Genomic DNA, 22,468 nt, shown 5'->3' with positions numbered 1-22,468 from the left:
ACGGCATTCATCTTTTGGCAATTTCCCCTTCAAAAAATCTCCCCTTGATCCCTCCATGGGGCTCGCTGGGCGCTTACACCGTTTCCTCCTCCGGACGAATTGTCTTGCAAAACAAGACAAGGTCATGTATATTATGTACTTCATAAAAACAGCCGGAGCCCGCTCCGACGGCAGGCCATCCCGGCACAGAACTGATATGAGGAATCAAATGCTTTATCTGCTCGATACCGCCAATGTCAAGGAAATCGAAAAGGCCGCAGAAGTATTTCCGCTCGCCGGAGTCACGACCAACCCCTCCATCATCGCCCAGGAAAAACGTGATTTCTTCACGATTCTGAAAGAGATCCGCGCCGTTATCGGTGACAAGATGCTCCATGCCCAGGTGATCGGAGAAACCTGCGAGGAGATCATCCGCGACGCCGAAACTCTGCAGGAGAAAATCGGCGGAAACCTCTATATCAAAGTGCCCGTCTCCACCGCCGGATATAAGGCGATGCCCAAACTCAAACAAATGGGGATGAAAGTCACCGCCACTGCGATTTATACGCCGGGACAGGCGCTGCTCGCTGCTCAGGCCGGCGTCGATTTCACCGCTCCGTACCTGAACCGGATCGACAATATCAGCGGGATGGGCGTCACCGTCGTGCAGATGATCACGACGCTTTTCAAGATTCACAACATGTCAACGCGGGTGCTGGCCGCATCATTCAAGAATGTGCAGCAGGTCAACGACGTCTCCCTCGCCGGATGCCAGGCGATCACCATCAGCCCGGACATTCTCTGGCATCTCGCCGAACACCCGCTCACCGATATGAGCATCGAACAGTTCAACCGCGACTGGGCCGGCGTCTACGGCCAGGGAAAACGGATCTACAACCTCGACTGAAATGGGGGAATGGGGTTGCGGGGGAAACTCTCCCCCTCCCCTGCCCCCGTCACACCGGGGCGGAATCGGAAAATCTCCGCCGGTAATCGCCGGGATTGACGCCGAAACGGGCGGAAAAGGCGCGGTAGAAGTAACTGAGGTCGTGGAATCCGGCCACGAAACAGATCTCGGAGACGGTTTTGTTCGTGGCGATCAGAAGTTCCGCCGCTTCCGTCAGGCGACGCAGACGCAATGCGTCCATGATGGTCATGCCGGAACCGGCACGGTAAATGCGGCAGAGACGGCTTTTGTCAATACCGGTTTGAGCGGCGAGAAAGTCGAGTCTGAACGCTTCACGGAAATGGTGGGCAATCAGATGATCGATGTAGGCGCAGATGGCTTCCGCTCCGCGATTCCGGAGCTGCTTTCCCGCCTTGCGGGCGAGAAGAATCAGGAGTTCGAGCAGGAGGAAACGGATGCGGGAACGATAGTTCAACGGCATGCGGTCGAACTCACGCTCGAGCGTGCGGACGATGCGCCGGATCTCCGGATCGCTCTGCGTGACGTAGAGACTCGACTCGCCGCCGGTTTTCCGGCCGTCCCGGCGCATGATGGAGAAAAAATCGAAGTCATCCTGCAGTTCGCGCAGCCCGTCGCCCAGAAGTTCCGGCATGAAAAGGATATTGTAGATCTCGAGCGCGTCGCTCTCGATGCGGAAAGTGGTTGCATCATCGGGATGCACGAGAAAGACCGTTCCGGGGCTGAGCGGATAACGCTCATCGTTCACGATCTCCTCGCCGCGGCCTCCCACCACATAGACGATCTTCCAGAACTCCCGCCGAAACCGCTTCGATTCGTTGAAGTCGGCGGGATGATCGAACTCCCGCTGGATGCTGAACGGAAATTCGTCCGAAAAAAAGCTGATCCGGTGATAGACCGCCGCCGTTTTCGCCGAAGAGTGTTTCATGATCCGTTCCGCCTCCCTCCCGCTCGCCGTCATGTTTTCCGAATTGTGTTTCGGGTCAACCCCGTCCCTCTCAAGGGCGGTACACGAACTCCCCGCCCGACATGGTGAAGAGAATTCCGGCCGCGGGCGTATGCGGATTCGCAAAATCCGCGGCAGCATCGACCACATCCGGATCGAATGCCGTGAAGTCGGCGGCTTTCCCCGGCTCGATGCGCCCGATTCCGGAAAGTTCAAACGTCCCGGCGGCAAGCCCCGTCATCCGGTACACGGCGGACTCGATCGGGGAACCCGCATCGAGAAGCCGCCGCAGAAAACGCGCTGCACTGCCGAACCCGCGCGGATGGCTGCGCCCGATCGAGTCGTCCGCCGGGCGCGCACTCTCGTCGCTCCCCATCATGCAGAACGGCAGCGCGAGAATCCGGCGCAGATTCTCCTCCGACATGCCGCGGAAAGCCGCCGTCGTCCCGGCGGCATCTTCCGCGAGCAGCTCCACAACCAGCCCGGCAGGCGTGATCTGTTCGCGTTCGGCCAGAGCGGCGATGGTCCGGCCGCCGTCGCCCCGGAATTTTGCACTCCGCGTCGAAACGAGCGTCACGCCCTCCCAGTAATCAGCGGAACGGGACGCCGCAAGCGCCGCGGCAATGCGCAGCCGCTCTTCCGCATTCGCCAGCAGCCGCGAGAGCGATGAATCGTCGAGGTCCCCCGCCTTCCCCGGCAGAATCACGCTCAGCTGCGTCATTGACTCCGTCCACGGATAGCGGTCGACCGTCACCCGGATTCCCGCCGCACGGGCCGACTCGAGCCGTTCGAGCGCACCGTCGAGCTTGCCCCAGTTCGCCCGGCCGGCAGTCTTGAAGTGGCTGATGTGCAGTTTTTTCAACCCCGCCCGCCGCGCGCACTCGATCGTCTCGTCGAGTGACTCGAAGAGTTCGTTCCCCTCGCTGCGCAGATGCGTGGCGTAGATCTTATCGTGCGCGGCGACGACACGCATGAGTTCCTCGATTTCACCGGGGGGAGCGAACTTGCCGGGGACGTAGAGCAATCCGGTCGAGAGCCCCAGCGCACCGGCAGCGAGTTCCCGGGCAAGCAGCCGCTTCATCTCTTCGAGCTGCCCGGGCGAAAGCGTCTCATCCGCATATCCGGCGACCGCCGCCCGCAGCGTGTTGTGTCCGACCAGAGCCTCGGGCCGGAGACGCACGCCGCGACTCCGCAGCGCCGCGCGCCACCCGGAAAAATCCTCCCAGTCGAGCGCTGTTTCGTACTGCGCCCAGAGCTCACCGAGGTGTTCGCGGTTTTCCGGCGAGAGCGGAAAAGCCGACAGCCCGCAGTTGCCCATGATCTCGCAGCTGATCCCCTGCGAGATCTTGCCGAACCCCTCCGGACGCGCCGCGAGCGCGAGATCCGAGTGGCCGTGAACGTCGATGAATCCCGGCGATAAAATGCGCCCGCGCAACTCAACCGTGCGGTCTGCGGCAGATGCCGTGATCTCCGGCTCGACCGCGAGAATCCGCTCCCCGTCGACCAGCACCGCCGAACGGCGCAGCGGAGAACCGCTTCCGTCCGCCAGCCACAAGTTCCGGAACAGCGTCCTCATCGGTCCAGCATCCGGTATACGCGGAAGAATTCCGACGCGCTCCACGCCTGCGCCGGACATCCTCCGGGCCGGTGCGGATAGTCGCCGTCGGCAACCTCAGGCAACTGCCCCGGAATCCCGCTCTCGAAGTAGTGTGCCACGGACAGCAGCAGCGAAAGCGCCCGCTCCCGTTCCGGCTCTCCGCCCAGCAGATAGAGCGCTTCGCAGTAGGCGGGGAACGGCCAGCACCAGACCGTGCCGTTGTGGTACGACACTTTGCGCGCAGTATCCTCCGGACCGCGGTAATATCCCTGGTACGGCCGCGCCGGATCGTTCAGCAGCCGGCCGTCGCGTTCGATGGGAAGTTTCCAGGCGACCGGGCGGTCCGCCAGCGAACGGATCCCGCCCGGGACGAGCAGCTCCTCCGCTGCGGCGAGAATGCCCCGCTGCTTCTCCGGATCCCGCACCGCTCCGAGCGTGACCGCGAGGAGCTGATTCGGGCGGTTATGATCGTCCGGCACCGCCTCCCGGGCCGGTACGCCACGCCCCGCATGCAGACAGTCGCTGCAGAAGAGCGGCCCGTTAGCGGAGCGGAAAAAGAGTTCTTCGATGCTGTTTCGCACCCGTTCGGCCAGATGTGCATACTCCGCATCATGCCGCCCGAGAAATGCGAGCGAAGCGTACCAGAGCGCCTGAATCTCGATCGGATACCCCTCGCGCGGCGTTCCGGCCGGAAAGTTCGTGTCCATCCACGTGAAATGCGCAGGGCTGAAAATAAGCCCCGACTCCTCATCCATTCCGATGCCGTTCGGCGTTCCTCTCCGGTAATGGTCGACGATCGACCGCAGAACCTCTTCAAGTGTCCGCTGTCCGCATTTCGTTCTGAGAATCGCTTCAGAATGGCAATCGACATAATCTCGGGTCGCGACAATCAAATAGAGCGGAGCATCGCTCGTATCACGGTTTCCGTCGTCCACTCCCCGGATCATGTTCGGAATCGTTCCGTTCCGTTCAAAAAGAGCAAACTGCCGGATGATCGCGGCGGCCTCCCGTTCAAACGCCCCCTCGACAAGACCGCGCAGCGCAATGAGCGTATCACGCCCCCAGTCGAGAAACCACGGATACCCGGCGATGATCGTGTTCTCAAGTTCGCGTTTGACGATGAAACGGCGCATCACCGGCTCGAACAGCTCACCGGGATCGACCGAATCCGGCGGGAACGTCTCCCCGCATGCGGCGAATTTCACCGCATCCGGAGCCGTATTGTTCCTGCGGACTTCCGCATACAAACCCGTTTCGCCACCGCCGGGGAGCAGCATTTCAATGTAGCCAGGACTGAAGAGATCGGTTTTGTCCTCGAGCCCGTAATACCGCTCGGCGGGGAGATCGACGAGATAATGCCACTCCGGTTCGCGGTGAAACAGGCCGTTCTCGAGCCGGATCTCCAGCGTGCAGTCGGAGGGGGCGAACTCAAATCCGTCCGCGGTCTCGCGCACCGACTCGGGAAATCGTTTCTCAGGTCCCGTATACGCTTTCGTGATTCCGTGATTCACCCGGTCCTCGAGATCGGGGCGCAGGATCAAACGCACCGGAGTCTCGTCATCGAGCAGATGACCGTCCTCCTCCCCGCCGTCGTGAACCGGCGGACGGCGGAAATGGAAACGCACGGCATCGCCGTGCAAGGCCCCCTGAAACCCGATCTCGATCCGCACCCGGCATCCCTGCCCGGCCGGAACGAGAAATCGCCAGCAGCAGCGGTTCTCCGCCGTCGCCGAAAACGACTCGATTGAACGCGCATCGAGTGCATGCGAATAGCCGTTGACCTGCACCCAGCCGCGCAACCGCGTGAACATGACATGGCGGTCCACCGGATAATCGGGGTTTACATTCGCCGCGAGAATCGCTTCATATTTGCTTCCGAGCTCACCCCATGCCGCCCGGAAGAGACTCGATCCGCCGAGATCGTTCGCCGAAAATGCGAGCAATTCTCCCGCCCGGATCTCCCCGGCCGTGCTCGTCATGCGAAATCTCCTCCGGTCGTTTCGCGGCAACTGCAGCAGATGCCCGCATGAACGGTGCGCCCCGCTCCCGCCGCCGTCGAAGCAGCAGACATGGATCGAGAGTTCCCGCCCGCAGGATTCCGGATTTTCCGGCAGCGGCGCAAGCACGATGTGCCGGCCGTCCTCCGCTTCGAGGCTGTTCGAGACAAACACCGCCTCGCGTCCGTTGAAGATCGCCATGCGGAATCGATGTTCCCCCTCAATGAGCAGAATGTCTCCCGGCGGAATCATGACATGCCGCCGGGCGTCGCTGTTGATCCGGTAATGCGTCACCGGCGGCAGCAGACGTTCGGCCGCTGCCGCGCAGAACGCCTCCGGCTCATGCAGCATACTGTGCCCGGAACCGGCTTTGCCGGCCTTGATTCCTCCGAGCGCAATCTGAATGGACATCGCCATCGCTTCAGCCCGCTGAAGTCTCGACCGTTCCGGTTCGATCCGGCCCGAGCGGCCGGAAATCCGGTAATGATCGAATCCGATGCAGAGTCCCTCCGCCGGGTCCAGCTCAAACGTGCTCAATCCGGCATTGTGCCCGAAATGCACGGCCCGCTCCGAAAGGAGATCGACGCCCTCCCCGGCGGTGAGCCCGCTCTTCCAGCTGACCACGGCCCGGTTTTCACAATCGAGATTCAACAGCGCGAGGATCGTATTCCCGTCCGGCGCCGTGCGCAGCACCGCCAGCACATTGCCCGGTCCCTCCTGCACAAGTTCGACCCGGGCATGTGCCTGAAATGCCGGATGGTCCGCCAGAAGCGTGTTGAGTTTGCGGATCAAATCGACAAGATTCGGCTCGGCGCCGAAATTCAGCGCCGAATCGCCGTGAACGTCGATCTTTTCGGTGGCGAAGAACTCCGCTCCGTTCGCGAACCCGAACGCCCCGTCCTCCGCCAGCATCGCCGCGACCAGAAAACGGAGTCGGGCATATCGCTGCCCGGAAGCCGCCAGCCGGGCGTTGTCGTGCGTCTCGGCGAAGTTCACGAGCGTTCCGCAACTGCGGCTGCAGCGGTCGACATAGGGGAAATAGCGGGAGATCTCGTCGCGCGTGTAATTCTGAAACAGCTCGGAGTACCCCCAGTTCAATCCGATCCTGCCGAGCAGCTCCTCCTGGACCGGCAGCGGCCCGCCGAGTCCCTCGAGCAGAAACACCGTGTCAGGGAATTCGCTGCGGACTTTCGGAATGATGTACTCCCACGCCTCGACCGGGAGCATGTAGCCCGCGTCGCAGCGGAAACCGTCGACCCGGCGGCGGCACCAGAAGAGAAAGACTTTCGCCATAAGCCGGTGCACTTTCGGGTCCCGATAATTCAATTTGCACAAATCGGACCAGACAACGCCCCAGGCGCCGGGACTTGTGAACGTACCGTCCGCTTCTCGCTCAAAGTAGTCCGGATGCTCCATCTGCAGTTTGGAGGCCCAGCCGGTATGGTTCACAGGGATATCCATGAAAATGCGGCCGCCCCGCGCGTGGACCTGATCGACCAGCTCGTCGAACTGCTCCATCGGCGTCGACTTCGGGTCGAATTCCGCCAGCGCCGGATCGACGCTGAAATAGTCCAGCGCGGCAAACGGACTGCCGAACCGCCCCATGCGTCCGTACTGCGTCGGCATCGGATGGATCGGCAGGAGCTGCAGAATCCGGCAGCCGAGATGGTCGAAAATATGATCGAGATGTGCCGCGAGACTCCGGAACGTCCCGGAGGGCGGAATGACCGTGTAGCCCGCCTCGTCGAGCGCCTTGACCGTCTCCGGCAGCGGGGCGGAAATCTTCCGGTTGCAGTTTCCGCCGAACTGCCGCACGAACGCCGAATACATCGTGTTCCCGCAGATTGCGGCGGCCGGCTCGACCTTGATCCGGAAATTCTCCCCCGGAGGCCACTCGATGGCCGTCCTGCCCGCCGGGACGAAACAGCATTTCGCCTCGAACACACCGACTTCGACCAGCGGCAGCGTCAGGGAAAACACCCCGTCTCCCGCCGCGTCCATCTCGATATCGTGCCACTCCATGCCGAGCAGGGCGCTCCCTTTTTCGTTGAATTCGATGAGTTCGCGCCGGCGGACGGCGGCCCGCCCGATGGTCGTGCGCAAAACCGCACGTCCGGCCCGGCCTTTGAGTCCGCAGAGGATGAAAGTGACCGTATCGCCCGCATAAAAAATAGCCCGCTCCGGGCGGATGCTCTGCTTCATGATCCTGATTCCTGAACACATTGGAATTAAACCCAAATCACTTCTGTACACATAATATAACCTGAAAATATGAAAAAAAAAGCAACTTGTCTCCTTTACAGCCTTTATTTTCCGACCAAACGTGTTATCTTAATTTCATCATTCATTGTAAAAGAGCAGGAGTCATTCATATAATGAGGAAGATATTTCGTTCCGTTGTTTTTGCCGTGCTGCTGGCCGGCATGTTTCCCGGCTTCGCCGCAGCGCCCTCCCGGACCGCGGCGGAGTACGGAGATAAAGAGCTTGCGCTGATCACGAGAATCACCGCGCGGCTGCTCTCGAAAAACCATTACCGTCAACAGGAGCTTGACGTGAATCTCTCCCGGCAGCTGTTCGACGAATACCTCGACGAACTCGACCCGGGGAAAGTCTATTTCACCCAGGAGGATGTCGCGGAATTTGCCAAAGATCGCGATACGCTCTGCCGCCGTCTTGAAAACGGCGACAGTTCTTTCGCATTCAAGGTCTACGACGTGTTCCGCAAGCGGGTCAACGAATTCCGCGCTTTTGCGGAAAAACGGCTCAGGGAACCGTTCGACTTCACCCTTGACGAGAGTTTCACCCCCGACCGCAGCAAAGAGCCGCGCGCGAAAGATCGCGCCGAACTTGAAAAACTCTGGTATCTGCGGCTCAAAAACGACGTTCTCTCCTACCGCCTGATGAACCGCGTTCAGGAAGAGGAACGGGCCGAAAACAAAGGGAAATTGACCGAAGAAGAGAAAAAACGGCTCGAAACCGCCGCGAAATGGGAGATCCGGAATCCCGGAGAAAAGGTGCTCAGCCGCCTGCGCGACATCAACAACGACATCATCCAGAAAGACAAGGTCGATATCCTCGGGATCTATTTGAACTCTCTGGCTCAGGTCTACGGCCCCCACTCGAACTATTATGCGCCGAAACTTGAGGAGGACTTCGAGATGTCGATGAACCTTTCGCTCTCCGGTATCGGCGCGACGCTCACGAGCGACGGCGGTTACATCAAGATCGTCGGTCTCTCACCGGGCGGTCCCGCCGCCCTCGACGGCCGGCTGAAAGTGGAGGATCGCATCATCGCCGTCGCCCAGGAGAACGGCGAACCGGTCGACGTGGTCGATATGCCGCTCTCCAAGGCCGTACAGCTCATCCGCGGCCCGGAGAAGTCGAAAGTCACGCTCACCATCCTCCCCGGGGAAAAGGGGCGCAGTGCCGTCCCCGAAACGATCACGCTGACGCGCGATAAAATCGTCCTCGTCGAAAGCGAGGCAAAGGGCGAGATCCGCACCGTCAAGGCCGCAAACGGGAAAGAGCGCCGGATCGGCATCATCACCCTGCCCGGATTCTACATGGATTTCGACGCAGCCATGCGCGGCGACCCGAACTTCAAAAGCTGCACCCGTGACGTGAAGAAAATCCTCGAAAACTTCAAGAAGGAGAAAGTCGACGCGGTCGTGATGGATCTGCGCCGCAACGGCGGCGGCAGTCTCCCGGAAGCGATCACGCTGACCGGACTCTTCATTCCGTCCGGCCCGGTCGTGCAGATCCGGTCCGCCAACCAGCGGATCGCCGTCAAGTCCGATGAGGACAATGAACAGACCTATGCCGGGCCGCTCGTGGTGCTCACGAGCAAACTCTCGGCCTCGGCTGCGGAGATCTTCTCCGCCGCGATCCGCGACTGTGAGCGCGGCATTGTCGTCGGGGACAGCCGGACTTTCGGCAAGGGGACCGTCCTCGACGTGGTGCCTCTCGATCGCTATCTGCGTTACATCGGCGAGGAGTTCCAGGCCGGTTCCGCGACCTATGAGACCGCGATGTTCTTCCGGATCGCCGGCGGCTCCGTTCAGCAGCTCGGCATCGCTTCGGACATCGTGCTTCCGTCGCTGACGGACCAGATGGAGGTTGGAGAGATGTTCATGAAAAATCACCTGCCCTGGGATTCTGTCAAGCCGGCCGACGGGGTCAAGACATTCGTTCCTGATTTCGGAAAAAAGGTGGAGAAACTCAAAGCTCTCTCGCAGGCGCGCATCGAAAAAGATCCCGAGTACACCGCATTTCGCAAGAAACTGGAACTCTACAACAAATACAAGGACCGCAAGAGCGTCTCTCTGAACGAGGAGGCCCGCTGGCGGGAGTACCGAGAGGAAAAACAGCTTCAGGACGAAGCCGACAAGCTTTATGAAAACCAGCCCGGCGGGGAGAAGAAGAAGTCCGGAGACAGCGATCTCGTACTTCGGGAAGCCGCGAACATCGCCGCGGATTTTTCCACACTCTGAAGCGCCGGCGCCCACGCCGGAAACGGGAAAGAACGGTCTGCGCCATCCGCGGAGCTCTTTCCCGTTTTTCTATTGCCGCCGACTTCAGCGGATGATGACGTTGCGGTCGAACGACAGATCGAAGATGCCGCGTGTGTTGCCGCTGCGCTCGGCCTTGAGAATCGCGCTTTGAAGCGCGGTCAGCAGCATATTCACATCCCGGTCTTTCGCCGGGATGAGGACCCGGCACACTTTCTGATCGCGGAAACGCATGGAAATAACCGTCTTGCCGGGATTCCGCATATCCACCACCATGATTCTGATGTCGGGGAAATTCAATGCGGCCTGCATAATCACCTCGAGCGCGGGGGCCAGTTCATCGAGTTTCTGCCCCGGCTCGATGATCTGGCTGCGGAAACCGAAGATGACCGGGAGCTGCGGCAGTTTGTCCGCCATCGACTCCCGCCGCGGAATCACGATGCCCTCCTCATCCACGACGAACCGGCCGCCGGGATTCGAGAGAATCGCCCGGGGAATCCGCTCCACAATCCGCAGGTGCAGCGTATCGGGCAGGATCCTCGTCACCTCGCAATGCTCCACGTTCGGAATCGCCGCCAGACGTCGGCGCAGTTCGCCCGGATCGATCGAAAAGAGATTGTCTCCCAGATGAATCCCGAGCCGTGACGCGAGCGCCGGTGAGCGGTCGCGCCAGTATCCCTCCGACTGCACCGAAACCTCGCGCAGCAGAAAGCGGGGATTCGACGTAAAGAGAACGCGCCGCAGGACCACAAGCCCCGCAACCAGCGCGGCCGCCGTACCCATCAGGATGAACAGCACAATCAGCGCCCGCAACAGCTTGTCGCTGTCGCTGCGCACATTCGCCGCATTCTTCGCGGGCAACTTATGTTTTTCCGGGGGCTTTTTCGCCATGACGGTCATCCGGTCAATACAGATCTGCAAAATCCATTGTTCACGAGCGGTAATATAACGCTGTTCCAGTGAAATCGCAACACTTTACCGGCTTTTTTCGTCAACTTCTTGACAAGAGAGCGCATGCGGAGTATGTTATCGCCCGGAATCATCGGATACAGACGCTCATGAACCACGAAGAACAACTCCTGACAACCGGGCGGGTGATCGACGCCGCCCGGAAAATCGAAAGCCGACTCGTCGAATGCGGCGCTTCCGGATCCGGACTGCGTGAAAAAGCCGACTCCCTCGGTTCGGCACTGCCGGAAGAGGCCGTGCAGCTCATCCATTTCGTCGGCACGATCCGCAACCGCGTCGCGCACGAAAGCGGCACGACACTCCGACCGGATGAACTTGAACTCTTCGAGGAGGCCACGGAGGAGATTCTCCTTGAACTCGATAAAATCGCCGCAGACTCCGCAGCTCCAACCCCGGAAGCGGCCGCGGCTCCGCCGCGCAAAGAGCGCGAAGAGGAGCCTCCTGCGGAAAAAACCGCAGTCCCCCGAAACCGCTCTCCCCGCTCGCCGGCGAAACCGCCTCCGGAAAAAACCGCCGAACCGCTGCTGCCGCCGTGGAATTCCTCGATGTGGAACATTCTGCCCGGGCTGCACCTCGTTTACGTGTTCGGAGCGGGGTGGAGCGCATTCGGGGCGGGACAGCTCTATTTGCTGCTGATCCTGGCCGAACTCATCGCGCTCACGGCGCTCGGGTTTGCGGCGGCGCTCGCCTCACTGCCGCTGGCGGCGGCGGGCGGAGTGCTGTTTCTGGCCATCTACGGCTGCGGCGTCTGGCTCGGGCTGCGCAATCCGCCCGACGCGGGAGGCAGGGCCTGGTACTGTCTGATTCCGCTCGCGAATTTCTGGTTTTTCGCCGGAAAAATCATCAGATTCATCGACCCGGCCGAACTTGTCGTTTCGCTCGCGCTCCTCGGAATCTGGCTGGCTGCAGTGCAACTGGCGATCTATCGGGAATTCACCGCCGCCGGAGTCATCGCCTGCGCAAGCTGGCTCGGGGCGTTGATCGATTCCCTGCGGCGGCGCCGCTGAAAACCAGGACTCCCGGATGCGGAATCCGACCTCGCGGGGGCAGCGCCACCGGCTCCGACGCTCAGGAGAGCTTCAGAGAATGGCCGACCGCCAGCTCCGCGTAGAGTTCCGCCAGATCGAAATGACGGAGCATTCCGCGCGGCGCATAGGACTGCGGCTCCGGATAGACCGCTTTCCGGACCAGTTCGCGCATGGACGCAGGCGCCCCCTCCAGCACCAGCGAATCCCACAATTCCGGCGCCGCACAGCAGGCGAACGCCGTCACCAGCAGCGAAACCCCGCGGCCGACCACACGGATCTCGCGGTAACCGCCGGCCCGCAGGAACGCGAGCGCCGCAAGCACATCGCGAACCCGGCCGAAAAACAGCGGTGAATCGATCATCAACCCCGTCGCATCATAGAAGTACTCCGTCCCGTACGGCGAGAAGAAGTCACTGTCCCGGTCGCTCGTGAGCGGAAAACTCTTGCCGAAACCGCGCACGTCGAGAGAGAAAAGTCGCGAACCGTCTCCCGGTCGGGGCGCAGCCAGCAGTTCTTCCTCGCCGTCCCGGGCGGCGACGATCAAGGTCGCCTTTTCCTCTTCCGGCAGAATGTTCCACTCGCGCCCGTCATACCAGTGCAGAAACGCGAGGATTCCCGGTTCGCTGCGCAACCCGAAAATCGAAATGATTTTGGAATCGGCCCGCCCGTTTCGCAGCACCTTGTAATCCGGCGCCGACTCCGGAGCAGCGATCCCCGCGTTCCGGAGAAAGTCGCGAACGCCCATCGGCTCTGGCACCGGTTCGCCGCACCTGCCGGCGAGAAACTCCGGCAGCGTCCGGCTGCCGGGAATCCAGTTCACCTGTCCGTCGGGCGAGGCAGGAAGATCCGTTCCCGGTGAAAGTTCCTCGACCTCCCCGCACAACCCCGTCAAAGCGGCGAAGAAACGGTACATCGCCCGCCGGTTGCCGGGGCCGTAACCGTGTTCGCCCGCCTCGACGAAAAACCGGATGCTGTCCCCGGCGCCGAGCAGATCATAGATGTTCCGGCACTGTGCGAACGCCTCCCGGCCGCCGCGCGGATCGAAGAAATCATTGCCGCGTCCGAGAATCAGGCACGGCTCCGGCGCACGCGCAATGAGGAAGTCCGCCATCTCAAATCCGGCGGCCGCCAGCCCCGGAATCGCCTGCTCGGCGTCGACCGGCAGCTCGTTGTCGAAGTTGTGGAAGAAACTTGTGATGTAGCAGCCCGGCGCCGCCATCGTAATCCGGTCGTCGAGCGCCCAGAGATAGGTCGACATCGTGCCGCCGCCGGAGGTTCCGGTCACGCCGACCCTGGACGCATCCGCCTCCGGCCGGGCGAGCAGATAGTCGAGCGCGCGCATCGCGTCCCAGGCGCGCCAGTACGCGAAGTTGTCGCCGAAAAGCCCGAGCATCTTCCCGAGCTGGTTGTGCTCATGCGTAGAGCAGTCGGAAAAACGGTCGCCCGCCGTGCGAACGAACTGCAGCCGTTCCCCCTGCCCCGCCGGATCGACCAGCAGCACGAGAAAACCGATTTTCGCGAGCGTCCGTGCGAATGTCCGGTACGTTTCGCTGCTCTTCCCGTTCTGCGAATGGCCGCAAAGTCCCAGCACCACCGGGAGCGACCCGTTTGCCACCTCCCCCGCCGGACGATACAGCAGCGCCGAAGCGAGATAACAGGGGCGCGGCTCAAAGAGAATCGCTTCGGTCAAAACACCATCTTCCTCCTCCATGGCGGTCACGCGCGCATGGAGGGGAGTGCGTTCCTCCGGCAGCTGAAAAGCCTCACGCACGGTACGGCGGGCCCATCCGACATAATCTCGCGCCTCCTCCGGAGTCGTGACAGCCGCCAGCCGCGCCTGCCGTTCCGCGCGCAGCCGCCGGAATTTTTCTTCATAGTAGTTCTGGAGCATGTCACTGTAAACCGGCGGACGAATCATGATGAAGATCTCCTTTTCATTCAAGATAAATTCCGGACTGCGGAAATCAAGCAATATACAACGCTCCTGCGGAAAATTTCGCGTTTTTCCGGAGGGGGAGTCCTCACTTCGAGGCTGCCCGGAGATCCGCCAGAATCGTTTTCACCGCCTTGCGGTCGTCGAACGGATGCCGGACGCCCCGGATCTCCTGATAGCTCTCATGCCCTTTCCCGGCCACGAGCACAACATCGCCCGGCTCGGCCAGCGCAATCGCCCGGCGGATCGCCCGGCCGCGGTCCGGCTCCGTCTCGTAAGCGACGCTGTCCGGAATGCCGGAGGCGATTTCACGGATGATCGACTCCGGGTCCTCACTGCGCGGATTGTCGCTGGTCAGAACGATCCGGTCTGCAATCTCCGCCGCGGCGCGCCCCATGCGCGGCCGTTTCGACCGGTCACGGTCGCCTCCCGCGCCGAACACCACGATCACCCGTTTTGCCGTGATCCGCCGCAGAATCTCCAGAACATGCCTCAACGCATCGTCGGAGTGCGCGTAGTCGACGTAAACGGGGAATCCCATGCCGCTGTCGATCCGCTCAAGCCTCCCCGGGACCAGAATCGGCACGGCCAGAGCCCGGTCGATCTCCTCCGGTTTCAACCCGAATTCGCGCACGGCGAGAATCGCGCCGGTCAGATTGTAAACATTGTGTTCCCCGATCAGGTTCGACGCCACATCGAACGCCGCACGGCGCCCCTCAAGCCGGAATTTGACCCCGTCTGCAGAGAGCTCGACATCCCGGATGTGCCACTTCGCATCAGAATCGACCCCGCCGAACGTGATGAGTTTCCTGTCGCCGGAAATCTCATCGGCAAGTCGGGCCCCGTAGGGATCGTCGACATTGATGACCGCCGCCCCCTTCGCGGAAAGCTGTTCCGTAAAAAGCCGCCGCTTCGCCTGAAAATAGTGCTCCATATCGCGGTGATAGTCGAGATGATCCCCGGTCAGATTCGTGAAGATCGCCACCCGGAAACGCGCTCCGGCCACCCGCCCCTGATCGAGCGCATGACTCGAGAGTTCCATCGCCGCGGCCGCCATCCGGTTTCGACGCATCTCCGCGAGCAGCGGAAAAAGCGTCCCGGCCTCCGGCGTCGTGCAGTCGGCCGGACGGACGACTTTGCCGTCGCGGGTCTCGACCGTCGAAACCAGCCCGCAGGAGCGTCCTCCCTCCCGCAGCAGGTGTTCAATGAGATAGACCGTCGTCGTCTTGCCGTTCGTTCCGGTCACACCGAAGAGCGGCAGATTCTCATCCGGGCAGTCGGCGAATTCCCGGCAGCAGCGCGCATAGGCCAGTCGCGTGTTCGTCACCATCAGATAGGTCGTCGCCGGATCGTAGTGCGTGAGCGGATGCTGATGAATCACCACCTGCGCCCGCGACCGGATCGCAGCGTCAATGTAGTTGTGTCCGTCGCTGACCGTCCCCGGAATCGCAACGAACACATCCCCCGGCAGCACCCGGCGGGAATCGTTCACCACCCGGCCGCGCGCCTGATCCCCGTGAAAGCCGCGCCGCGCAATCAAAAGTTCGCCGAGCACTTTTTCAAATGACAGAATCATACAACTCCCCTCTCTTTCCGAATCAGCGCGCCGCTTCGGGCAGCGCCTCCTCCGCGGCGATACCTCGCGACCCTTTCACGAATACCAGGTCGCCGGGTTTCGCCTCGGCAATAAAACTCCGCGCTTCCGATGCTGTTTCAAAATGGCGTTCGCATCCCGCTCCCCGGAATCCGGCGCCGACCGTCGCAATGCGCGCGCCGGGAAACATCTTCCGGGCCAGTTCAAACACCCGGCGGTGTTCCCGTTCCGACTCCGCCCCGAGTTCGCGCATCTCCCCGAGCAGCAGCAGAAGCGACGCGGGATCCGCAAACTCCGCAAGGTGATCGAACGCCGCGCACATACGGCCCGGACTCGGATGGTCGGCAGCGTTCAGGTAGGTCACGCCGTCGATCCGGGTCACGCGACTGCGCATGCCGGGCAGTACCGTCCGCGTCAACCCCGCGGCGATCACCGCGGGTTCGACTCCCGCCGCCAGCGCCGCGGCAGACGCCGCCGCGGCGTTCCGCGCCTGATGGCGGCCCGCAAGCCGCCACTCGACACGGAACGTCTCCCCTTCGGGAAACTGCAGCTCAAACGAACTGCCTTCAAGTTTTCCGCCCAGATACCTGGCCCGCACATCCCCCGCGTCCTCCCCGAAATGGAGTACACGGTACGGTTTCGCCGCCTCTTCGAGCACCTCCGATGCGGGGCATTCCGTCGGAATCACGGCCGTACCGTCCGACGGCAGTCCGCAGAAGATCCGGCTTTTTTCCCGCGCGACCCCCGCAAGATCTCCGAGAAACTCCAGGTGGCACGGCGCGATCGAATTGACCAGCGCCACCTGCGGCAGCGCACAGCGACTCAGCGGCTCGATCTCCCCGTGGTGATTGGTCCCCATTTCGATCACGGCGTAACGATGCCCGGAGTTGAGCCGGAGCAGATTCTGCGGAACACCGACCTGATTGTTCGTATTTCCGGCCGTGCAGAGCACATTCTCCTCACCGGCGGCGGCAGAAAAAATCGCGCGCAGCATCTCCTTGACGCTGGTTTTTCCGACACTGCCGGTCACCGCCGCAAGCCGGAGCGCGGGAAACCGCATGCGGTGCATCCGCGCGAGCGCCTGATAGGCGCGCAGAGGATCTTCCGTAAGCAGCACCGGAATCGGACAATTCGCGGGAATTTTCTCCCGTTTCCGCTCCGCAACGCAGAGGGCGCCGCTACCGGCCGCGATTGCCGCATCGAGAAAGTCGTGCGCATCGAACTTCTCCCCCGCAAGCGCCAGGAAGAGCCTGCCCTCCCCCGCCTGCCGGGTATCCGTGAACACCCCCGGGAAAAAAAGCTCCCCGGGATCCGCCGTCCAGTGACCGCCCGTCGCCGCGGCGGCCTCCCTCGCCGAAAATCCGCCGGAAATCATATCACTCATTGATATTGAGAACGTTGCGTACCGTATCGCCGCGGAAGATCACGCGAGCCGTCTCGGAGGGGGTCAGCCAGTACATCCAGGTTTCGTTGCGCAAATCCGGCGTCCGGACGGCCGGGGGCGGTCCGTAGGCGAGCAGCACGTCGCGCCGTCCCATCCCGGCGACCACCTGCCCGGCCTTGATCCGCTCCAGCGTCGGCTGCGGAATCCCCTTGAGCATCTCCTCCGGCGGCTCGGTCGTGAACGTCGCGGAAATGAAGTCGCGCAGCGAACAGAGCCGGTAACCCGGGTCGAAAATGATCGTGTATTCCCGCCCCGTCATGTCGCGGAACGTGAGCGTGCTCTTTCCGGTTATCATGCTGTAGGAAGTCCCGACCGGTTCGATCTCGCTGCCGAGCGGCAGAAAACTCCCCTGCTGAATGTTCAGGCAGCTGATCTCGGCGGGGTTCAGATACCACAGATTGTAACGGGTATAGATCTTCTGATCCTGCTTCTGCTGAAGCACCTCGGCCATCACTTCGGGATCGGCGCACCCTCCCGCGATAAACACGGCAGCGAGCGCGGCAAGAACAAACAAAAATCGGCGCATGAATGATACTCCACTAAACTAAGGTTGAAATTTGCGACACATGTATAATCTATGCGCAAATGGCGATTTTCGCAAGTCCCCGCCCGCCGGAACGGTGCATTAAATCGCAAAATCTCTCCGGAATCGTCCGCCGTCACGGTTTCTCCGCTTTCGGCAGCTCCCATTTCGGCAGATTGATCTGAAACGGCTTCGGGAACGGTTCCGGGGCGTCCGGCACGGCAGGCTTCTCCGGCTCCGGCGCGGGAACCTCGGATTCCGGCGGCTCCGGAATCTCATCGAGAAACTCATCATCGCGGCGGATATCGATCCGGCGATGACAGCTCGGACACTCCGCAAACATCCCGATCCACTCCTCTTCCGCCGCGATCTTCTGGCGGCAGAACACGCATCTGAATTTAAACAAGCCCATCGATTGCGCCTCCTGAATATTCACGGAGTTAAGAATATACCCGCCGGAATGTTTTTTCAAGTTCCGGAATCGGAAAAGCCGGGAAATCACTCATGAAACCGTCTCGCCTTTCCGGTGGCGCGCGGCGTACCGCGTGAAAAGCGCAAGTCCCGCCGCGACGCCGAACGCGATCACCACCATCGCGATCCGGCTCGCCTCGCGGCAACCGGTCACATTCAGCATCGTATTGAGGAACATCGCCCCGGCCGGAATCGCAAAACTCTTGTGAATATGCTGAGCGTACCCGGCGTTGAAAGCGATCGTATGCATCCGCGTCCCGAGCGGAAACCCCGCGAAGCCTCCCAGGGAAACCAGCACCGCTCCCCAGAGCACCTGCCACGCCACCGCGCCGGACTGGAACAGATAGGTGATCCCCCCGGAGAGCGTGGTCAAAGTCACCATGAGCCGCACGATCCGGCTCGTGTAATACTCCGGAACCTTGAATCCCGAGGTCAGCAGCGGCCGCATCAGAAGTCCGCCGCCGACGCCGAGCATCGACGAAAGCACCCCGGTCGCCACACCGGTGCCGAACACGCCCGCCCGTTTCGCGGAAGAAAACGCCGGAAACTCATCGGCGTTCACCCGGGTGCGCGAAAAGGCCGTCTGAAAGGCGATGACCAGAATGAACCCGGCCAGCAGCCACTGCAGAATCTCCGGTCCGCCGAAAAGTTCAAAGAGCTTCTCGTTGAACATCTTCCCGAACAGGGAAGCTCCGATCGCCCCGACGGCCAGCGGCAGGACCAGCACCCGACCCGGATCGCCCCGACGCCAGCCGATTTCGGGGAACTGCCGGATCACAGTCGGGATCGTGGCCGGAACCATCTGCAGCAAACCGATCCCGACCGCATCGAGCGGATCGAAGCCGAGGATCAGCATCGCCGGGACGACGATCCAGCCGCAGCCGACGCCCCAGAAGCCCCCCGACATCATGCCGACGAACCCGATGAGCGGCCCCGCAATCCAGAGAGAGTTCATCGTCTCCCCTCCAGAACCTCGGCGAGAAACTCCGCGAGGACCGGCCCGCAGTGGTCGAGCGCTCCGCCGTGGTCGCACCCCGCCAGATGGACGCAGCGGACAAAGCGGTGCCCGAGCGCTTTCAGTGAAGCCGCCAGGAGCGCGTTTTCCTCGGGGCGTCCCGGCATATCCAGCCCCGACTCCCCGGTCACGAGCAGGATCGGCGGCAGATCTGCAGAGAGGTGTCCGAGCGGCGCATACCGGTCGATAACCGGCTCGAACTGCGTCTGCGGATAGTGCAGATCCTCTTTGAAACGGAAATGAGTCGTCATCTGTCCGCTGATCGGGAACACACCCGCGAGTTTCCGGTGATCAAAGCCGTGGCGGGCGAGCCAGCTGCCGTCCATTCCGACCATCGCCGCGAGCCACGCCCCCGCCGACATGCCGCCGACGAAAATCCGCGACCGGTCGATCCCGAACTCCTCCGAATGAATCATCGCCCAGGCGACGGCGGCGGCGGCGTCCTCCAGCGCGGCGGGCGCGGGATATGCCGGACTGAGCCGGTAGCGCGCCTCGATCACGGCGAATTGTCCGTCGTAAAGCGCGTCCGGAACCTCCTGCCCGCCGGATGTGAGTCCGCCGCCATGAAACCACACCGCCGCCGGACAGGGCCTTTCCCCGGCGGGAGTGCTGACATACAGAGACTGTTCCTCGAACCCTTTTCCGCCGAAATCGATCCGCCGGACCGGTCGGTAAGCCGCCGCATTCGGAATCCGGAAATCTTTCCACTCATTTTTCATGGGGTCGTAACCTCTCTATTTGCAATCCGGAAAAACAAAACTATTTTGTATACAGTATACAGCTTTTCCAGAAATGCAAATATCGGACGGAATATTCCGGATTTTTTCAATCTTGTGAGATTCCGGGGTGTAACTTTCCCAAATAATGCTATAGTATGGGATCGGGTTGGTCACCCGGACACGGGAAGAGGACAATTTTTCAAAGAAAGGGGCGTGCAATGAGTTCGGATTTTATCAGACTTGACCGGAAAAAATGCGTGAAATGCGGATTCTGCATCGCGGACTGCCCGACCTGCGTTCTGGAAATGGGCGATAACGGGCCGCAGATCCGGGAGGATCAGTGCATCGAATGCGGACACTGCGTATCGGTCTGTCCGACTGGAGCGATCGACAATCTCCGGACTCCGCGCGCCGGTCAGGAGCTCATCAACCCGGAAAAACTCCCGACACCGGAGCAAGCCGCCTGTTTTCTGCGCACGCGGCGTTCCATTCGCAGTTTCAAAAAAGAACATGTTCCGCATGAGACAATCGACAAACTTCTGAACATTGCCCGCATTGCGCCGACTGCAGGGAATCTGCAGGGCGTTCATTTCCACGTGATTGACAATCCCGGGCGGTTGAAAGAGATCACGGCCGCGATCATGGCCTGGGCGGAAAATCGTCAGAGTATGGCGCCTCATCTCGCGTCGATGGTGGCGTTTCACCGAGCCTCCGGCCGGGACAACGTACTGCGGAATGCGCCATGCCTGATTCTCGCTCTCATGGATGAATCCACGGGACCGCTGTTCCGGCAGAACGGAAAATTCATGCTGACCTACGCCGAACTTTACGCCCCGATGATCGGACTCGGGAGCTGCTGGGTGGGATTGGTGGAAGCCGCAGCAATGAGTGGAGATCCGCAACTGCTCGAGCTGCTGGAACTTCCCCCGGGGAAGATCGTAACAGGCGCCATTGTCGCGGGATTCCCCCGCTATCAGCATAAGCGGATACCCGAGCGGCATCCGCTGCAAATCACCTGGGTGGATTGATGCTGGAGAAGAAAAGTCTGTGTGAACAGGCCTATCGGCTGCTGGCGGAGCGGATCATCGGCGGACGCTATCCGGCGGGAGCGCGTCTGACCGAAGAAGCGCTCGCGACGGAGTTCGGAATCAGCCGGACTCCGTTGCGTGAGGCGTTGCGCCGCCTCACGGCCGAGGGTTTGATCGAACCGTTGCCGAAACGGGGACTGCGGGTTGTTGCTCCGACTCCGGAAGAGGTTGCGGAACTCTTCGACTGCCGGAGCCGGATCGAGCCGCAACTTCTGCGCGAGGCGCTGCCGCGCATTCCGACCTCCGAACTGCGCGAGCTGCGCAAGCGGATCGAAACGGGCGGTCCGGAAGAGTCGCTTGCGGTGGACGAAGCGATGCACCGGCTGATCGCGGAACACTGCGGCAACCGTTTTTTTCGGGAAATCGCGCTGAATCTGCTGAAGCGGTCGGCGCCGTACCGGACGCTGCGCAACAGCGCGATTCCGGAGACGCCGCGCTCGGAGCGGATCGGCCTGCTCGACGCGATGATCGCGGGAGACGCAGAAACGGCTGCGGAACTTCTGGCCCGCCATTTCCGCTTCGCTGAAACCGATCCGAAACCCTGATCCCCGTTCCGATCTTATTCCACGAGAAACGGCAGATTGCAGGAGGCGCCGCCGCACGGTCACAAATTTGCGGAGACATCGATTCCGGCATCGAAAAAAAGCCGGAGCGGATCGGGCTGGACTCCACATCGCCGCTGCCCCGGGCCGGGCGTTCCGGGAATTCTCAACCGTTTTCTTTTTTGCGGAGGCGGAAAAGCTGCTTGACATCACCGGTCGGCGGGTTATATTGAACACGGTGCGACCCATTCTCAAACACAGGAGTTTCATGATGAAAAAACAACAGATTGCCGCCCAGCTCTACACCCTCCGGGATTTCCTGAAAACCGAACCGGAGATCGCCGAATCCCTGAAGAAAGTCAAAGCAATCGGTTATGACGCCGTTCAAATCTCCGGCATGGGACCGATCGCCGAAGAGAACCTCGTCCGCATCTGCTCGGATCTCGGTCTCGACATCTGCGCAACTCACGAGGGCGGCCAGATGATCGTCGAAGAGCCGGAACGGGTCATCGAACGTCTCAGCAAACTGCACTGCAAATACACCGCCTATCCGTGGCCGCACATCATTCCGTCGACCCGGGCTGAAGCGGTCGACCTCGCCCGCAGAATCAACGCCTCCGCCGAAAAACTCGCCGCCGCCGGTCAGGTGCTCTGCTACCACAACCATGACATCGAGTTCATGCGCATGGAGGACGGCTCCCTGATCCTCGAACTGCTCTACGACAACGCCCCGGCACTGCAGGGCGAAATCGATACGTTCTGGGTGCAGGCTGGCGGCCAGAATCCCGCCGACTGGGTGCGCAAACTCTCCGGACGCATGCCGCTGCTGCACCTGAAAGATTACGGGATTCACGAACGTCAGCGCGCGATGTTCCCGATCGGATCGGGCAATCTCGACTGGAAGTCGATCATCGCCGAGGGCGAAGCCGCCGGAGTCGAATATTTCATCGTCGAACAGGATGTCTGCCTGAAAGATCCGTTTGATTCGCTCGCGGACAGTCTCCACTATCTCGTTGAGAACTTCGTGAAATAACGCTTCCCCGATCAGTTCTGGAAAAAATCAGGGAGATGGAAACGGGAGGAGCCGAAGTTGCCGCCGCACATCATCCGGCACGGCATGAATCACTCGATTCTGCCGGCGACAAGGGTTCCCCCGCTTCCGGTCTCCGGGTCTGCATCTGCGACCGAAA

At 61.4% G+C, this 22,468-nt stretch carries 17 protein-coding genes; 6 read left to right on the top strand and 11 right to left on the bottom strand.

The genetic code is table 11. The annotated features are described in order from the left end of the window. Positions 1 to 208: 208 nt before the first annotated feature. Positions 209 to 886 (top strand): fructose-6-phosphate aldolase, encoded by a 678-nt coding sequence (locus tag Q0J85_RS10880; protein ID WP_367274638.1) that lies wholly within the window; start codon positions 209 to 211, stop codon positions 884 to 886. A gap of 49 nt (positions 887 to 935) precedes the next feature. Here Q0J85_RS10880 and Q0J85_RS10875 read toward each other — a convergent pair whose 3' ends face one another. The 3 genes from Q0J85_RS10875 to Q0J85_RS10865 all read right to left on the bottom strand — a co-directional run bounded on the left by Q0J85_RS10875 (position 936) and on the right by Q0J85_RS10865 (position 7,646). After that, positions 936 to 1,832 (bottom strand): AraC family transcriptional regulator, encoded by an 897-nt coding sequence (locus Q0J85_RS10875; RefSeq protein WP_294481348.1) that lies wholly within the window; start codon positions 1,830 to 1,832, stop codon positions 936 to 938. Between the two features lie 70 nt (positions 1,833 to 1,902). Beyond that, positions 1,903 to 3,426: an amidohydrolase family protein gene (locus Q0J85_RS10870; protein WP_294481347.1), complete on the bottom strand. Its 1,524-nt coding sequence runs from the start codon at positions 3,424 to 3,426 to the stop codon at positions 1,903 to 1,905. Next, positions 3,423 to 7,646, bottom strand: coding sequence for an amylo-alpha-1,6-glucosidase (locus tag Q0J85_RS10865; RefSeq protein WP_294481345.1), 4,224 nt, complete (start codon positions 7,644 to 7,646; stop codon positions 3,423 to 3,425). The genes Q0J85_RS10870 and Q0J85_RS10865 overlap by 4 nt, the downstream gene beginning before the upstream one ends. Positions 7,647 to 7,819: 173 nt before the next feature. Here Q0J85_RS10865 and Q0J85_RS10860 point away from each other — a divergent pair, with 173 nt between their 5' ends. Then, positions 7,820 to 9,934 carry a carboxy terminal-processing peptidase gene (locus Q0J85_RS10860; protein ID WP_294481344.1) on the top strand — a complete coding sequence of 705 codons (2,115 nt, stop codon included), beginning with the start codon at positions 7,820 to 7,822 and terminating at the stop codon, positions 9,932 to 9,934. 84 nt (positions 9,935 to 10,018) lie between these two features. On the opposite strand, the gene Q0J85_RS10855 is transcribed toward Q0J85_RS10860, so the two are convergent. Then, positions 10,019 to 10,843: an FtsQ-type POTRA domain-containing protein gene (locus Q0J85_RS10855; protein WP_294481342.1), complete on the bottom strand. Its 825-nt coding sequence runs from the start codon at positions 10,841 to 10,843 to the stop codon at positions 10,019 to 10,021. 167 nt (positions 10,844 to 11,010) lie between these two features. On the opposite strand from Q0J85_RS10855, the gene Q0J85_RS10850 reads away from it, so the two are divergent. Next, positions 11,011 to 11,928, top strand: coding sequence for a hypothetical protein (locus tag Q0J85_RS10850; protein ID WP_294481340.1), 918 nt, complete (start codon positions 11,011 to 11,013; stop codon positions 11,926 to 11,928). Positions 11,929 to 11,989: 61 nt separating this feature from the next. On the opposite strand, the gene Q0J85_RS10845 is transcribed toward Q0J85_RS10850, so the two are convergent. From Q0J85_RS10845 to Q0J85_RS10815, 7 genes are all read right to left on the bottom strand, one after another. Beyond that, on the bottom strand, positions 11,990 to 13,867 hold the full coding sequence (locus Q0J85_RS10845) for a S9 family peptidase (protein ID WP_294481337.1): 1,878 nt from the start codon (positions 13,865 to 13,867) through the stop codon (positions 11,990 to 11,992). A 103-nt stretch (positions 13,868 to 13,970) separates the two neighbouring features. Then, complete coding sequence (locus Q0J85_RS10840; protein WP_294481335.1) at positions 13,971 to 15,458, bottom strand: UDP-N-acetylmuramoyl-L-alanyl-D-glutamate--2,6-diaminopimelate ligase; 1,488 nt, start codon at positions 15,456 to 15,458, stop codon at positions 13,971 to 13,973. Positions 15,459 to 15,480: 22 nt separating this feature from the next. Further along, entirely contained in the window at positions 15,481 to 16,860 is a 1,380-nt protein-coding gene (gene murF / locus Q0J85_RS10835; protein WP_294481334.1) for a UDP-N-acetylmuramoyl-tripeptide--D-alanyl-D-alanine ligase, read from the bottom strand. Beyond that, positions 16,853 to 17,446 carry a hypothetical protein gene (locus Q0J85_RS10830; RefSeq protein WP_294481333.1) on the bottom strand — a complete coding sequence of 198 codons (594 nt, stop codon included), beginning with the start codon at positions 17,444 to 17,446 and terminating at the stop codon, positions 16,853 to 16,855. Before Q0J85_RS10830 ends, murF begins: the two co-directional genes overlap by 8 nt. A 133-nt stretch (positions 17,447 to 17,579) precedes the next feature. Continuing rightward, positions 17,580 to 17,855, bottom strand: a complete 276-nt coding sequence (locus Q0J85_RS10825; protein WP_294481330.1) for a hypothetical protein — start codon at positions 17,853 to 17,855, stop codon at positions 17,580 to 17,582. A 90-nt stretch (positions 17,856 to 17,945) separates the two neighbouring features. Continuing rightward, complete coding sequence (locus Q0J85_RS10820; protein ID WP_294481329.1) at positions 17,946 to 18,869, bottom strand: sulfite exporter TauE/SafE family protein; 924 nt, start codon at positions 18,867 to 18,869, stop codon at positions 17,946 to 17,948. Beyond that, complete coding sequence (locus tag Q0J85_RS10815; RefSeq protein ID WP_294481328.1) at positions 18,866 to 19,648, bottom strand: alpha/beta hydrolase; 783 nt, start codon at positions 19,646 to 19,648, stop codon at positions 18,866 to 18,868. Before Q0J85_RS10815 ends, Q0J85_RS10820 begins: the two co-directional genes overlap by 4 nt. Before the next feature lie 218 nt (positions 19,649 to 19,866). Between Q0J85_RS10815 and Q0J85_RS10810 the strand changes: the two genes are divergently transcribed. The 3 genes from Q0J85_RS10810 (at position 19,867) to Q0J85_RS10800 (ending at position 22,311) form a co-directional block, all read left to right on the top strand. Then, complete coding sequence (locus Q0J85_RS10810; RefSeq protein ID WP_294481327.1) at positions 19,867 to 20,676, top strand: nitroreductase family protein; 810 nt, start codon at positions 19,867 to 19,869, stop codon at positions 20,674 to 20,676. Continuing rightward, positions 20,676 to 21,281: a GntR family transcriptional regulator gene (locus Q0J85_RS10805; protein ID WP_294481326.1), complete on the top strand. Its 606-nt coding sequence runs from the start codon at positions 20,676 to 20,678 to the stop codon at positions 21,279 to 21,281. The genes Q0J85_RS10810 and Q0J85_RS10805 overlap by 1 nt, the downstream gene beginning before the upstream one ends. Before the next feature lie 265 nt (positions 21,282 to 21,546). Beyond that, positions 21,547 to 22,311 (top strand): sugar phosphate isomerase/epimerase, encoded by a 765-nt coding sequence (locus tag Q0J85_RS10800; RefSeq protein WP_294481324.1) that lies wholly within the window; start codon positions 21,547 to 21,549, stop codon positions 22,309 to 22,311. Positions 22,312 to 22,468: the final 157 nt, after the last annotated feature.

It is taken from the genome of uncultured Victivallis sp., from assembly GCA_944389935.1.
Lineage (GTDB): Bacteria > Verrucomicrobiota > Lentisphaeria > Victivallales > Victivallaceae > Victivallis.
The sequence above is the reverse complement of the archived record's forward strand: the minus strand, read 5'-3'. Positions and strand labels throughout refer to the sequence as shown.